Here is a 15288-nt window from a genome sequence, read left to right on the forward strand (position 1 = left end):
CACGGACTTCGTCTCCCAAGTCATCGCCACCTCCCAGAATCAATCCGGAAAGTGTCAGGCATGTCTATGAACACCTGTCAGCTATGTATCAGGGCCGAACATCGAGCCCGAGGATGACGGAGTGTGTGGTGGGCGTTGGTGCCCGAAGAGAGGTTACCGGATTTCAGCATTGCTTGGGGCACCGTCGTACCCCCTTCCGGTCGTCATCCTCGTCCTCGGGTTCAACCCGAGGATGACCCGAGGATCCAAAGCCAAGCCCGCGAGACGCACCAACAGGGGCCAAAGCAAAAGAGGGGTTTGGTGAGGGGTGTGCCACGGGAACTGTGCCCCTCTCCAGGAAAATCTGAAGTTTAGGCGGCTTGCGCTGACCTCAAGCCTTCGATTTCCCGTCCTCCCCCGCAAGAGGGGAGACGGGGCGGCTACCGCCGGTGGCCAGCCTCGTGCTTCGAGGCGCCGTCGGCGCGCCTCGGCATGAGGCTGGAGGGAGGTGTGGCCATCGCAACGTCGCCGCCCCTCATCCGGCTGCCGCCACCTTCTCCCCGCTGCGGGGAGAAGGCAGGTGGAGCGCCGGCCTTGCCACATCCTCCTTCTCTCCGTTTGCAGGGAGACTATCCCGGCAGGGGGGGGCAGCGGCCGACATCCCCCCGGAACTCTTCCCCACCCCCGGTGTTACCCTCCCGAACAATCCCCAACAGCAAAGGAGAACGACAATGGCGATCGAGAAATTCGGATCGGCGAAGTGGAGTGGCGGACTGAAGGACGGCAAGGGGGCGATTTCGACGGAGAGCGGGGCGCTGAAGGAGCATCCTTACGGCTTCAAGACCCGCTTCGAGGGCGTGGCCGGGTCCAATCCGGAGGAGCTGATCGGCGCGGCGCACGCGGCCTGCTTTACGATGGCGCTGTCGAAGGCGTTGGGCGATGCCGGATTTACGGCGGAAAGCCTGGAGACGAAGGCCAAGGTGACGCTGTCGCAGACCGATGGCGGCTTCGAGATCAGCGGCATCGCGCTGTCTTTGACCGGCTCGGTACCTGGCACCGACGAGGCGACGTTCAAGCGGATCGCCGAGGAGGCCAAGGTCGGCTGCCCGGTGTCCAAGGCGCTGAAGGCGGTGCCGATCACGCTGGAAACCACGTTCCGCTAAAGGCTCACCCCTTCGTGATGCGCGATTTCGTCGCGCATCACGCTCAAGGCCCTCCGGGTTAACGAAGTCTTTATTGAATCGTGAAAGTTAGAGGGAACCTGCAGGTGGTGCGGGCTCGCCGGAATGGCGAGGGGCTGGGAGACGACGGCCCGAACCGCCGCGTGGTGTCAAACGAGTCATGCCCGCTTCGGACAAGCGGGTACAGTATGGAGTAAGCTCATGACCCTGAAGCGCGTTTCCCTGGCGCTTGCCGCCGCAATGGCATCCACCTCCGCTTTTGCGGCAGATCTCACCTATTCCGATCCGGCGCCGGCCTATGAAGAGCCGGCCGCGGCATCCTCCGGCGGCTTCGCCGGCGCCTATGCCGGCGTGCATGCCGGCATGTCGGGCGAACAGATCAACCCGTTTTCCGGCGAGAAGGAATTCACCGGCGGTATCCATGGCGGCTACAATGCCGAAATGGGCGGCGCCATCGTCGGCGGCGAACTGGAATACACCCACCTGAGCGACACCGAAGTGGACGTTCCAGGCGGCGAGCTGAAGGAACGCCACCGCATGGCGCTGAAGGCCAAGGCCGGTATGCCCATGGGCGAAACCCTGATTTACGGCACCGCCGGCGCGACCATGACCAGCATTCGCGACACCACGACCGCCGAGGGTCCGGACGGCTGGAAGCCCGGCTACCTGCTCGGCGTCGGCGTCGAGCAGAACCTCAACGCCAACATCTCCGCCAAGGTCGAGTACAACTATGTGCGCACGCCTGATGTGCGCAGCTTCGACGGCGCCTCGACCTCGACCACCAATCTCAGCGACCACACGATCAAGGGCGGCCTGAACTACAAGTTCTGATCGCCCTACGATCGACACTACGGAACCGGCATCGGCGCGCGTCGATGCCGGTTTTTTGATTTTCTCCGGCGCGGTCGGTACCGGCCGGGCGGTCGCAGCCGTTGCATTCGCGGCCGCCGCACCTACATTCGGGCGATGATCACCGATTCCCACAGGAAGGCCGCCTGAATGGCCTGGGCCCTTGCCGCCGCTGTCCTCATCGTCCTGATCCTTGCGCTGCTCAGCCGCCGCGCCGCCGCGATCGTGATTGCCGTGGCGCTGGTCGTCGGCGGTGTGGTCTGGCTGGTGACCGACCGCCAGGACGAGGAGCGGGCGGCCGAGATGAGCGCGGTCACGGCCCGCGCCGACATCAATCCCGGCATCTGCGCCGACCCGGCCCGGCCGGTGCTTGTCGCCTTCACCAATGCCGCCGACCGGCCGGTCCTGAAGCTTTCCTTCGACCTGACGGCGAGGCTGCGGGGTCATTCGACGCTCGCCTACCGCGCCTTCCTGCGCTCCGACCGGATCATCGCACCGGGCGAAACCGTCACCACCTGCCAGGCGACGCTGACCCGCGGATTTACCGGCCCGACGCCCGAAAGCACCGATCTCGCGGACTACGAGTGGATGGCGGCGGTGACGCTGGTGGAGTTTGGCCGCTGAGGCTGCGGCCCTAATTCCACTTCGCCGCCCAGGCGCGGATTTCGGCTTTCGCCTTCTCCGGCCAGGTCTTGACCGGCGGGTTGACGCGGATCTTCTGACCCGACGGCTTCCAGGCCAGATAGACCGTGCGGGAGGGGATATCGGCGATCACGAGCGCCTCCTGGTCCATGCACATATGGCGCGAGCAGGCGGTTCCGACGAAATAATCGCCCTTGAACGCGCCCGATCCGACGCCCATCAGGATATCGTTGACGAGCCTCTGGTCGTCGCCGGCAAGCCGGGCGATCTCGCCCCCGATGTCCGCATAGTCGAACAGGTCGCCGGGATGCGTGGCGGTGCGGTCGCGAAGCTCGGCCCAGCCTTTCGCGGCATCCGGCTGAAAGGCGACGGCGTCGAGAGATTTGAGCCCGCCCTCGGCCGTCCAAGACCATCGCTCGCCGGGTTCGTTGGGCGTCGAGCGGGTCGAAAAGACCAGGCTGTCGCCGTCTTCCTCCATCGACACGCTGACGCAGCTGTCGATCGGGCCGTCGATGCGCGGCGCCGCACCGTCGGGGAAGGAGAGCACGAAGGGCGCGCCATCGCAGGCATTGCCGCCGGCGGATGCCGAGCCCAGCACCACCGGCACGCCGCCGACCAGGCGGACCTCATCGACGAAGAGATAGTAGTCCTTCAGCACCGACCGCCCGTCGATCTCCAGGCTCTCCTCGTCGCCCGCCTTCACGATCGCCACCGCGTGCCCGAACAGCGTCATCTGGAACTCGGTGGCGGCGGCAAGCGGGGCTGCGGCCACGATGGCGGCAAGGGCGAGGGCGGCGAGGGCGGGCAGGCGCGATGTCATCAGGTCAGGTCTCCTCCGGTGTGTCCGGTGCTTTTATGGCGGCGGCGCGGAGGGGTTGGCAAGGGTGGGGGTGGGCTTGCCTCAGGCAACGCCTTTCGACAACGCTCGTGCGGTGCCGGCGGGATCGACGGCGATGACCTTGAGATAGGCCCGCGCCGGGGCGTCGGGTTCGCTGCGGCCCTGTTCCCAGTCGCGCAGCGTGCCGAGCGGGATCCGGTAGCGGACGGAAAATTCCTCCTGCGTGAGGCGGAGCGCCCGGCGGATGACTTTCACCTGCGGCATTCTGCGAGCGGCGCGCAATTGCTCTTTCGTCATCGGCGGATTGTCCGGATCGGCGAGCGCGTTGGCCTCGGCTTCCTCGTCGGTCATGGCGCCGAGGTAGGCCCAGTCGGTTCCGGGGGACTTGGCGTTGTGCATTGTCATGCTCCGGGGTCCGTACGTGTCGCATTCACTCAGTCTTGATCGCAAAATGCTTTAACGGTCAGGCTTTTACAGCAATTCGGGATAAATATTCTTTCAATCCAACTTCCGTTAAAACATATCCAGATTTTCCATCGATATCTTTAAATTCAATTATTCCGAGTATCTCGAATTGAGCAATAATTTCTCTCACATATCGGTAGTCGAATCTGATATTTACGCAGGAAGATATCTCAAGTATGAGCGACTCTAAGTCGTTTTTGCTGTTTATCGGATGAAAAGATCGATATCTATGACCTAGTCTCTTGAGGATGTCCCCAAATTTCACCGAAATCGACATCGGTTTGTAGTCATATCCAGCGTAACGTTGCCCTGAAAAATCAATGGTGAAATCGTCCTCTAAGCCCGCAAGCCCCTCGGTTGGTATTTTGGGTGGGACCGAAGAAGACGTGATTTTCAATCTTTCATTTTCTTCCCGAAGTTTGTTTATCGTGAGGAGTATCTCTTCCGATGCTGCGTTGTCTCCTCGTATCCAGCCAGGTTGAGGGTATCTTTTTATTGCATGTGTAAGTGTGAGAATTACTTCCGATGCTAGCTGGTCACCATTTGTCCAGAATTTGGCGAGTCGTCCCGCGTTGAGCACTTTCTCGCGGAATTCCTGCAGCTTGGCCCTCAACGCAGGATCGTTGTCCAGCCTAGATACCGTTAGCTGAGATATATCCTTTATAACAAAGCTCAAGACTGGTTTTCCTGTCGATACAGCGTAATCGTATTCCTTTTCTGTATAGGAAATTCCATCCGGAGAAACGGACCCATACCGTCCCGCAAGAATTAATATGTAGTAGTCGGATTCATCAATTATAGTTTTTATAAAATCGAAAGTTTCTTCATCTGATGCTGGGAAAAACTCCATGCCGGAGGGAATGCAGTCCATTCCCAGCATTGCCATCATGACTCTTCGACGCTCATCTTCTAGATCAGAGAACGTGGAACTTAAGAATATCTGGTATCGCTTTTTTTGCACGATCTCGCCCAATGAAAAACTGCGGCGAATTCACTCGCCGCAGTTTATCTTAACTGATTTAGCGCGAGCGGAAACGCAAATTTCCACTTTACCCTGTAATGATCAGCTGCACCCGCTGGTCGCCCCGCAGGTATCGCACTTCTCGCAGGTGCCGTTGCGCACCATCGTGAAGTTCTGGCATTCCGAGCACATGTTGCCGGTATAGCCCTGAGCAATGGAGCGCATGCGGCGGTCGGCTTCGACCTTTTTGGCGTCCGACTTGGCGGCGGCGGCGTCGGCTGCGGCCTTGTCGGAGAACAGGTCCGGGCTTTCGGCGGCCTCGGCCAGTTCCTCGGCATATTCCTCGACGAGCGCGGCAGCGCGTTCCTCGTAGTCGCGCTTGAAGGAGACGACTTCGGAGGTGGCGACGGCCATGGCCGGTTCCATCTTTCGCGCGGTATTGCCGGCGATCGCGGTGACCGTGGCGCCGCCCGACGCCTTGGCGGGCGCGGCCGTTGCGGCACCCTTCGGTTCCGCGCCGGAGGCCGCCGTGTTATGGCCGGAGACCAGAACCGGCTTGTAGCCGCGGGTCAGGCCCTTGGACACGGCATCCGCCTTGCCTTCCTTCATGCCCTTGCCGAGCGCCGTATTGCCGAAGTCGGAGGTGTCGACATGGGCAAGGTCGTGGCGGCCGAGATAGGAGATCGCGAGTTCCCGGAAGACGTAATCGAGGATCGATGTCGCGTTCTTGATCGCGTCATTGCCCTGGACCATGCCGGCCGGCTCGAACTTGGTGAAGGTGAAGGCGTCGACATATTCCTCGAGCGGCACGCCATATTGCAGGCCGAGCGACACGGAGATGGCGAAGTTGTTGATCAGCGCGCGCAGCGCCGAGCCTTCCTTGTTCATGTCGAGGAAGATCTCGCCAAGCCGGCCGTCGTCGTATTCGCCGGTGCGCAGGAAGATGGTGTGGCCGCCGATCTTGGCCTTCTGGGTATAACCCTTGCGCCGGGTCGGCAGCTTTTCCTGTTCGCGCACCAGACGCTCGACGATCCGCTCGACGATCTTCTCGGTGACGATCACGGCCTGTGCCGCTGCCGGCGCCTGCAGCAATTCCTCCAGCGCATCGTCGTCCTCGTCGTCCTCGACCAGCGAGGCGTTGAGCGGCTGCGAGAGCTTGGAGCCGTCGCGGTAGAGCGCGTTGGCCTTCAGCGCCAGCTTCCACGAGAGCATGTAGGCCGCGCCGCAATCCTCGACGGTTGCCTCGTTCGGCATGTTGATCGTCTTGGAGATCGCACCCGAGATGAACGGCTGGGCGGCCGCCATCATGCGGATGTGGCTTTCGACCGAGAGGTACCGCTTGCCGATCTTGCCGCACGGATTGGCGCAGTCGAACACCGGCAGGTGCTCGGGCTTCAGGAAGGGTGCGCCTTCGAGTGTCATCGCGCCGCAGACGTGGATGTTGGCGGCCTCGATGTCCTTCTTCGAGAAGCCGAGGTGGTCGAGCAGGTTGAAGCTCATGTCTGACAGTTGCTCGTCGGAGACCTTGAGGGTGTCCTTCAGGAAGTCGGCGCCGAGCGTCCACTGGTTGAACACGAACTTGATGTCGAAGGCGGCCTTCAGCGCGCCGTTGACGGCGGCGATCTTCTCGTCGGTGAAGCCCTTGGCCTTCAGCGTGGTCGGGTTGATGCCGGGCGCCTGGTTGAGGTTGCCGTGGCCGACGGCATAGGCGTCGATCTCGGCGATCTGGGATTCCGAGTAGCCGAGGGTGCGCAGCGCTTCCGGAACGGCCGCGTTGATGATCTTGAAGTAGCCGCCGCCGGCAAGCTTCTTGAACTTGACGAGCGCGAAGTCGGGCTCGATGCCGGTCGTGTCGCAGTCCATCACGAGGCCGATCGTGCCCGTTGGGGCGATGACCGAGACCTGCGCATTGCGGTAGCCGTGCTTCTCGCCGAGCTCCAGCGCCTTGTCCCAGGCCTTGACGGCGTGGTCGACGAGGGCCGGATCGCTGCATTCGGCATGGACGAGCGGCACCGGATTGACCGACAGGCCCTCATAACCATCCGACAGGCCATGGGCGGCGCGGCGGTGGTTGCGGATGACGCGCAGCATGTTGTCGCGGTTCGGCTTGTAGCCCGGGAAGGGGCCGAGCTCGGAGGCGATCTCCGCCGAGGTCGCATAGGAGACGCCGGTCATGATGGCGGTCAGCGCGCCGCAGATGGCGCGGCCCTCGGCCGAGTCGTAAGGGATGCCCGAGGACATCAGGAGGCCGCCGATGTTCGCATAGCCGAGGCCGAGCGTGCGGTATTCATAGGAGAGCTCTGCGATCTGACGCGACGGGAACTGCGCCATCATGACCGAGATTTCGAGCACGACGGTCCACAGACGCACGGCATGTTCGTAGTCGGCGACGTTGATCTTCTTCGTCGCGGCGTCCTTGAACTGCAACAGGTTGAGCGAGGCGAGGTTGCAGGCCGTGTCGTCGAGGAACATGTATTCCGAGCACGGATTCGACGCGCGGATCGGACCGGCGGCCGGCGAGGTGTGCCAGTCGTTCATCGTCGTGTTGAAGTGGATGCCGGGATCGGCCGAGGCCCAGGCTGCGTAGGAAATCTTGTCCCAGAGATCGCGGGCCTTCAGCGTCTTCATCACGCGGCCGTCCTTGCGGGCGGTCAGGTTCCAGTCGCCATCGTTCTCGACGGCGCGCAGGAAGTCGTCCTTCAGCGAGACGGAGTTGTTGGAGTTCTGGCCCGAGACCGTGAGATAGGCTTCCGAATCCCAGTCGGTGTCGTAGGTCTTGAACTCGATGTCCTTGTAACCCTGCTGGGCGAACTGGATGACGCGCTTGACGTAGTTTTCCGGAACCTGGTCCTTCTTGGCGGCGCGGATCTCGCGCTTGAGCGCCGGGTTCTGGTTCGGGTCGAAGCAGGCGCCGTTGTCCGCCTCGCAGTTGACGCAGGCCTTCATGATCGCCTTCAGATGCTTGGCGACGATCTTCGAGCCGGTGACGAGAGCCGCGACCTTCTGCTCTTCCTTGACCTTCCAGTTGATGTATTCCTCGATATCCGGATGGTCAATATCGACCACGACCATCTTGGCCGCACGGCGCGTGGTGCCGCCCGACTTGATGGCGCCCGCCGCGCGGTCGCCGATCTTCAGGAAGGACATGAGGCCGGACGAGCGACCGCCGCCCGACAGCTTTTCGCCTTCGCCGCGCAGATAGGAGAAGTTGGAGCCGGTGCCGGAGCCGTACTTGAAGAGGCGCGCCTCACGCACCCACAGATCCATGATGCCGCCCTCGTTGACGAGGTCGTCCTCGACGGACTGGATGAAGCAGGCATGCGGCTGCGGATGCTCGTAGGCCGACTTCGACTTGACGAGCTTGCCGGTGAAGGGATCGACGTAGAAATGGCCCTGGCCGGGACCGTCGATGCCATAGGCCCAGTGCAGGCCGGTGTTGAACCACTGCGGGCTGTTCGGAGCGACGCGCTGCGTGGCGAGCATGTAGGCAAGCTCGTCCTTGAAGGCGAGGGCGTCTTCTTCCGAGGAGAAGTACTTGCCCTTCCAGCCCCAGTAGGTCCAGGTGCCGGCGAGACGGTCGAACACCTGGCGCGCATCGGTTTCGGAGCCAAAGCGTTCGCCTTCGGGGAGAGCCGCGAGCGCCTTTTCATCGGGGACGGAGCGCCACAGGAAGGACGGAACGTCGTTTTCCTCGACCTTCTTCAGGACGGCGGGAACGCCGGCCTTGCGGAAATACTTCTGCGCCAGAACGTCGGTCGCGACCTGGGAGAACTGGGCGGGCACATCGATATCCGCCAGCCGGAAGACGATCGAGCCGTCCGGGTTCTTGATCTCGCTCACCGCCTTGCGGAATTCGATCTCCGCGTAGGGCGACTGGCCGGTCTTCGTAAAACGACGTTCTATGCGCATCTGGCTCTTGTCCCTTGTGCAAGTTCCGCGCCCGTCAAAGGCGCATTATATCCCCGTCCGGCCTCGTTTGTAAAACGCAAGCCGGGCTCCGAACGCTCTAAATCAGGTGATTCATCCGCGAATGCGTCAACCTGTATCTTGTGGTGATTATGGCTGCAAGCCTACTATATATAGTGTTAACAAATTCTTGCTGCCAGTCCCCGGTGTGTTTCTTTGGCTGAAAACCGCACGCGAAACCGTTCGGAAAAGCGCCACATCATGAGGCCTATCCGCTTGGGACTTCATCGATTTCCTTGAAAAGAACCGGCCTCGTTACTGTCCGATTCTGTCGCCGCCGCAACAGGGCCATTAACTTGAAATGCACTGATTCCGTCAAGGGGTGGACCGTGACGAATTTATGAATACCACATCTAGTGGTGTTTCATTGTGGAAAACGGGGATTGGCGAAAATAGCAGCCGCGCACCCCTTGTCGCCCTGCTGTGCCGGGGGAGTGGGGGTTTCAGGCGTGTCCACCACGACGCGAGACCGCCATTTTCGTGTCCTGATTTGACACACAGGTTTTTCTCATCGGTGAAAAATGCGATTTTTGCTGCACTGCCGTATTTCGCGCTTCTCTTATACCGAAAATAAACGAGCTTCCTGCAACGATGCACCCATCACTGTGCGGAATGATCTCCGTTTCGGGCCGTCAGGGCCGCTTTCCATCAGGGAAAGTCCAGCCGAGAGATATTCAGCCATGAGTTTCGCCAATTTCTCGATCCTCAAGAAGGTGAGCCTGCTCGTCGTGACGATGGGTATCGCTGCCGGTGCCATCGCCGCCGTTGGCGCGAGCGGCCTGACGTCGTTGGGCGGCGCCTTGAAGGATACGGGCGCCCGCGAGGAGGTCGCCCGCGAGGCGATGGACCTGCGCGTCGACATCATCGCCATTTCCCGCATGACCTACCAGCTGGCGCTGGCGCCTGAAAAGGCTGCCGATTTCGCCGCCGAGACCGACAGGCGCGCCAAGGAAATGCTCGACCGCCTGCCGAAGATCGCCGCGACTGCGGGCGCCAACGAGGCCCGTATCCTCGACCAGGTGCGCACCACGCTCGACAGCTATTTCGCCTCGATCCGCTCGATGGTCGCCGTCGCCGGCTCCGAACAGGGCAAGGATCTCGCCGTCATGCGCGAGGAACTCGCCAAGGTGCTCGACGGCCAGAAGGCCGTGACCGCCATCGTCAAGGAATACAGCACCTATTCGAGCAACACGCTGGCCGAATCGCGCGCCTCGGCGCTTTCCGCCTCGACGACGACAATCGTGGTTCTCGGCGCAACCGCGTTGATCTGCATCATCGCCGGCGTGGCCTTGAGCCTCGTCATCGCCCGCAAGGGGATCGTCAACCCGATCCGTGGCCTGACGGCCATCATGTCCGAGATGGCCTCCGGCAAGTTCAAGGGCGAAATCCCGGATACCGAGCGCAAGGACGAGATCGGCGAGATGGCCCGCGCGCTCCAGGTCTTCCGCTCCAACGAGCTGCACATGCGCGAGATGGAAGCCCAGGAAGCCGCACTCACCGCCCAGAGCAAGGACCTGCAGGCCAATATCAGCGGCATCGTCGCCGCGGCCGCAGCCGGCGACTTCTCCAAGCGCATCACCAAGCAGTATGACGACGAGGACCTGAAGCGCTTCGCCGGCAGCGTCAACGAACTGGTGGAAGGCGTCGACCGCGGTGTCACCGAGGTCCGTCGCGTCATCGCTGCTCTGTCCGACGCCGATCTCAGCCAGGAAATGCGCGGCCAGTTCCAGGGCGCGTTTGCCGAACTGCAGGTCAACGTCAACAACACCATGGCGACGCTGCGCCAGACCATGTCGAACATCCTGGCCGGCTCGCACACGATCGCCGGCAACTCCTCGGAGCTTAGCCAGGCGGCCAACCAACTGGCGCGCCGCACCGAGCAGCAGGCGGCCTCGCTCGAGGAAACCGCGGCCGCGCTGGAGGAAATCACCACCACGGTCAAGACCTCGACCGAGCGCGCCCGCGAGGCAAGCTCGATGGTGCTGGAGACCAAGTCGAGCGCCGGCAAGTCGGGCGACATCGTCCGCAACGCCATCGACGCCATGGGCCGCATCGAGCAGTCCTCGCAGAAGATCAGCCAGATCATTTCCGTCATCGACGAAATTGCCTTCCAGACCAACCTCCTGGCGCTGAACGCCGGCGTGGAAGCAGCCCGTGCCGGCGAAGCGGGCAGGGGCTTTGCGGTCGTCGCCCAGGAAGTCCGCGAACTTGCCCAGCGCTCGGCCAATGCCGCGAAGGAAATCAAGACGCTGATCAATACCTCCGCCGACGAGGTGAAGGGTGGCGTTGCGCTGGTTCACTCGACCGGCGAGGCGCTGACCGAGATCGAAAGTCTGGTCAACCGCGTCAACGACCACGTCGCGAGCATCGCGCGTGCCGCGCAGGAACAGTCCGCCGCGCTCGCCGAGATCAACACCTCGGTCAACCACATGGACCAGATGACCCAGCAGAACGCCGCCATGGTGGAAGAAACCACGGCCGCCAGCCAGGTGCTCGCCAGCGAAAGCCAGCAGCTCCAGGGCCAGCTCGCCCGCTTCCGCCTGCAGTCGTCCGGCGGCCGCGTGGAGGCCCAGCGCGCCGCCTGAGGCACGGCAAACATCGGATGGAGAAGGCGTCGCTTTCGGGCGGCGCCTTTTTTGTTTGGGGTGGGTAGGGCGTTGCAGATCAGCGGAAACCCTGAGGAAAAATAAGGTGTTTCGATGTCGCGGCTGAAATAACCAAACTTGGTTTTATTGCCGCAACATCGAAGCTTTATTGTAGCAGAAACTTAAGATACTGTTCCGCAAGATGAGAGCTGCACCTTGCTTGCGGCCGACGCCGACGGTATTTGGGAGGTTCAGGTGACACGTCAGCATTCGGGCCAGTTGGGCGGAGCTATCCTTGTGATAGCATGCTCATTCCTAGTCGCTGCATCCATGTCTCGATACGCAAATGCGCTTCCACGTAATCCCGAACGGCCGTTCGACGAGGCCAACTGCGCGGAGGCACGTGCGCGGTATCAGGAAGCGCTGAGCGGAAGTCCGCTTGTGTCAGCCGAGCGAAATGCAACGCTGGTCGATGAGGCGCGCCGGTCCATGCAGAGATTGTGCGCAGACGGGCATTAAAGGTGTCAGCCACGTCTTAGGCCGGTGGCATATATTGAATGTGATCTTATCGAGGGGAAATGGAATGCCGAACATAACGGAAAGCACGGACGCATCAGCTTCCAGCGGGACAAACTACAGGCTGGGCGTCGGACAGACCGCACAGGGTCGGCTCAGCAGCAACTCGGATCACGACTGGTACCGCGTGACGTTGACCGCTGGTCAAACATATACGTTTGCCGTCGTCGGAACCGGCGGAAACGATCTTCCCGACCCGTTTCTCCGTCTGCGCAATTCATCTGGTTCGGTCGTCAGTTACGATGACGACGGTGGTCCCGGGTCCAACGCTACGATCACCTTTAGGGCCACAAGCTCCGGAACATATTTCATTGATGTCGGAAGCTATAACAATGCGTCGTCGGGGCAGTACGGGCTGTCTTTCACCGCCGGTAGCCTGGCGCATTACGATTACATGATGGGAGCGGGGAACCTGGCTCGGGGCGGCTACAGTTGGTCCTCAACCGCTGGCCGGGGCGTGAATGTCACCTATTCGTTCGATACGTCGAATTCCGACCAGACCGACGCAAGCGGCAATGCGACAGCGTTTATCGCCCTTTCTTCGGCGCAACGCTCCGCAGCACAACAGAGCCTCGCGATGTTTGCCGAAGTGAGCAATATCAGCTTCACCCAAGTGGCTGCCAACACGGGGACCATGCGGTTTTCCGCCTACAATTCCACTGCCGACGGCTCGGGCGCCTATGCTTATTTCCCCGGCAGCACCGCTGCGGGTAATACTGCAGGAGATGTCAACCTCAACAATGACAGTGTGTCGACGAGCAGCCTGCCTCGTGGCAGCTACTCGTTCTTCGCGTTGCTTCACGAGATTGGTCATGCCATGGGTCTTCAGCATCCTGGCGACTATAACGCAGCGCCCGGCGTCAGCATTACATATGGGACGCATGCGCAGTTCATAGAAGACTCGCACCAGTACACGGTGATGAGCTATTTTGACGAGAGCAGTACCACGGACAGCGTCAACAGCTATCCGGATACTCTGCTGATGTTCGACATTCTGGCAATTCAGCAACTCTACGGCGTGGACAGAAACACGCGCAGCGGCGATTCTATTTACGGTTTCAACTCCAATACTGGCTCGGTTTACAACTTCGCCAGCAATTCCACGCCGTTTTTCTGCATATGGGACGGCAAAGGCAACGATACGATCGATGCCTCTCTGTACTCGATGGCCCAGCGCATCAATCTCAACGCGGGTTCGTTTTCCGATATCGGCGGTTTCGACGGCAATGTCTCTATCGCGATCGGCGCTGTGATCGAAAATGCCAAAGGCGGTAAATCCAACGACGTTATTTATGGCAATAGTTCGTCAAATCGTCTTTGGGGCAATGCTGGAAATGATACCCTTAAAGGTAATTCCGGAAATGATCGCCTCTACGGTGGCAGTGGCAATGACAAGCTTTATGGGGGATCTGGTAAGGATACCCTTAGCGGCAGCAGTGGCAAGGATACCTTCTACTTCAATACGGCATTGAACTCGTCGACCAACGTCGACACAATCACCGACTTCTCCGTCGCAGACGACACGATTGCGCTGGAAAATTCCATCTTCACCAAGCTGACAAAAACAGGCACCCTTGCTTCCTCGGCCTTTGTTGCAAACAAGTCCGGTTTGGCGACCGATTCCAAAGACCGAATCATTTACGAAACGGATACCGGGAACCTCTACTACGACAGTAATGGCAATGCCTCAGGGGGGCGCATCCTATTCGCAAAACTCGATGACGGTTTGCACCTGACCCACAGCGACTTCCTGGTCGTGTGACGGGGAAAGGGGGGCGGCCTTGTGCCGCCCCATGTTTATCGCGCCAGCCGGTCGAGCGCCTCGAGGTCGATGCCCAGGGTGATGACGCCGATCGGGCGGCCGGAGGCGTCTGTGATGGGCATGGATGCATGGACCTGGCGGCGCTGGGTCGACTCGTCGAGTTCCAGCTTTTCGACCAGCACGAAATCCTCGTCCTGACCGTACGTTCGCGTGAACTTCGCCTCATCCCCCTGCCACAGATCGGTGGAGACCGTCGACTGGGCGACATTGAGGCCGTGCCGGTCCGTGACGATGATCTCGGTGATCAGGTGGGCGGATCCTTCCTGTCTGTTCTGCAGGATCCGAGACAGCGGCCGGGCGAGCATGGCTTCGATCGTGGGCGAGCCGCCAGCGGCGACATCGTTGCGCCAGGCACGGTCGAGCGCATCGATCTCGGCATCGGTAAGGTCGGCATTCTCGACGTTCTGCGCCGTGATCGCCGCGGCCAGAAGCGGGTCCGACAGCCACGGCCTGACGCTCTCGTGCATGAAGGTCTCGATCTGCACCAGTTGTTCGTGGGAGACGTCGACGCTGTCCTGGGTGCCGAACGAATGCGGCACCATGAGCGCGCCTGCCAGCAGGCACGGCAGGAGGACAGCGAGGCTGACGAGGATCAGCTTCGGTCGGCGCGGGGCTGAGGATAGGCGTCTCGGCATTGGCATCGATCGTACATGGTGATGCTCCGTCCGCTCCGACCCGTCGCGAGACATTCGCAACAGGGCCGGAACCGCCGGAGCCCCAGTTTTTAACCCGGTTGTTTTAGTATTTGATAAACGGGAAAGATACGATCCGCCAGACCGTGACGGGACCTTTTCGGACCTTACGTCAGCCCTTGTGACCCTTGGCGATCGGTTCCTGGTAGGTAAAGCCCATGTCCCAGGGGAAGTAGATCCAGGTGTCCTGCGAGACTTCGGTGACGAAAGTGTCGATGGTGGGCACGCCCTTCGGCTTGGCGTAGACGCAGGCGAAGTGCGCGTTCGGCAGCATGTCGCGGACTTCCTTGGCGGTCTTGCCGGTATCGGTGAGGTCGTCGACCACTAGCACGCCTTTGCCGCCATTCTCCAACAGTTCCGGCGTGATGCCCTTGAGCAGGTTCATTTCGCCCTGATTGAGATAGTCGTGGTACGAGGCGATGCAGACGGTCTCGATCAGCCGGATGTTGAGCTCGCGCGAGATGATCGCGGCCGGCACCAGACCGCCGCGCGTGATGCAGACGATGGCGCGGAACTCTTCCGTGAGGCCGGCGAGACGCCAGGCAAGCGCACGGGCGTCGCGGTGGAACTGGTCCCAGGAAACGGGAAAGGCTTTTTCGGGCAGTGACATCGGGTTGGCTCCGCGGGCAGCGTCTTCGGTTGACCTCTCCGGCATCCGGCCGGCCGGCGACGGCGGTTGCCCCGAAACCGGGACGGGCGGGTCGCTCAAAAAAAATGCCGTGCCCTGAACTG

11 protein-coding genes are annotated in these 15288 nt (G+C 61.2%); 5 read left to right on the plus strand and 6 right to left on the minus strand.

What is annotated here, in order from left to right; translation table 11 throughout:
* The first annotated feature begins 710 nt into the window (after positions 1 to 710).
* From J5J09_RS09445 to J5J09_RS09455, 3 genes are all read left to right on the plus strand, one after another.
* A complete protein-coding gene (locus J5J09_RS09445; RefSeq protein WP_208549514.1) occupies positions 711 to 1142 on the plus strand; it encodes an OsmC family protein in 432 nt (143 codons plus the stop codon).
* Positions 1143 to 1361: 219 nt separating this feature from the next.
* On the plus strand, positions 1362 to 1991 hold the full coding sequence (locus J5J09_RS09450; protein WP_208549518.1) for an outer membrane beta-barrel protein: 630 nt from the start codon (positions 1362 to 1364) through the stop codon (positions 1989 to 1991).
* Positions 1992 to 2159: 168 nt separating this feature from the next.
* Complete coding sequence (locus J5J09_RS09455) at positions 2160 to 2633, plus strand: hypothetical protein (RefSeq protein WP_208549520.1); 474 nt, start codon at positions 2160 to 2162, stop codon at positions 2631 to 2633.
* Between the two features lie 10 nt (positions 2634 to 2643).
* Here J5J09_RS09455 and J5J09_RS09460 read toward each other — a convergent pair whose 3' ends face one another.
* The 4 genes from J5J09_RS09460 to J5J09_RS09475 all read right to left on the minus strand — a co-directional run bounded on the left by J5J09_RS09460 (position 2644) and on the right by J5J09_RS09475 (position 8824).
* Positions 2644 to 3471 (minus strand): hypothetical protein, encoded by an 828-nt coding sequence (locus tag J5J09_RS09460; protein WP_208549522.1) that lies wholly within the window; start codon positions 3469 to 3471, stop codon positions 2644 to 2646.
* A gap of 81 nt (positions 3472 to 3552) precedes the next feature.
* Positions 3553 to 3840 carry a transcriptional regulator gene (locus tag J5J09_RS09465; RefSeq protein ID WP_208553441.1) on the minus strand — a complete coding sequence of 96 codons (288 nt, stop codon included), beginning with the start codon at positions 3838 to 3840 and terminating at the stop codon, positions 3553 to 3555.
* 112 nt (positions 3841 to 3952) lie between these two features.
* Complete coding sequence (locus J5J09_RS09470) at positions 3953 to 4915, minus strand: DUF4062 domain-containing protein (RefSeq protein ID WP_348646480.1); 963 nt, start codon at positions 4913 to 4915, stop codon at positions 3953 to 3955.
* Between the two features lie 102 nt (positions 4916 to 5017).
* Positions 5018 to 8824: a vitamin B12-dependent ribonucleotide reductase gene (locus J5J09_RS09475; protein ID WP_208549529.1), complete on the minus strand. Its 3807-nt coding sequence runs from the start codon at positions 8822 to 8824 to the stop codon at positions 5018 to 5020.
* 737 nt (positions 8825 to 9561) lie between these two features.
* On the opposite strand from J5J09_RS09475, the gene J5J09_RS09480 reads away from it, so the two are divergent.
* Both J5J09_RS09480 and J5J09_RS09485 read left to right on the plus strand, forming a co-directional pair.
* Positions 9562 to 11466, plus strand: a complete 1905-nt coding sequence (locus J5J09_RS09480) for a methyl-accepting chemotaxis protein (RefSeq protein ID WP_208549530.1) — start codon at positions 9562 to 9564, stop codon at positions 11464 to 11466.
* Between the two features lie 583 nt (positions 11467 to 12049).
* A complete protein-coding gene (locus J5J09_RS09485) occupies positions 12050 to 13804 on the plus strand; it encodes a M10 family metallopeptidase C-terminal domain-containing protein (protein WP_208549531.1) in 1755 nt (584 codons plus the stop codon).
* 35 nt (positions 13805 to 13839) lie between these two features.
* Here J5J09_RS09485 and J5J09_RS09490 read toward each other — a convergent pair whose 3' ends face one another.
* Both J5J09_RS09490 and gpt read right to left on the minus strand, forming a co-directional pair.
* Positions 13840 to 14499 (minus strand): PDC sensor domain-containing protein, encoded by a 660-nt coding sequence (locus J5J09_RS09490; protein ID WP_208549532.1) that lies wholly within the window; start codon positions 14497 to 14499, stop codon positions 13840 to 13842.
* 169 nt (positions 14500 to 14668) lie between these two features.
* Complete coding sequence (gpt, locus tag J5J09_RS09495) at positions 14669 to 15166, minus strand: xanthine phosphoribosyltransferase (protein ID WP_208549533.1); 498 nt, start codon at positions 15164 to 15166, stop codon at positions 14669 to 14671.
* Between the last annotated feature and the right edge of the window lie 122 nt (positions 15167 to 15288).

Source organism: Ciceribacter sp. L1K22, assembly GCF_017599385.1.
Taxonomy (GTDB): domain Bacteria; phylum Pseudomonadota; class Alphaproteobacteria; order Rhizobiales; family Rhizobiaceae; genus Allorhizobium.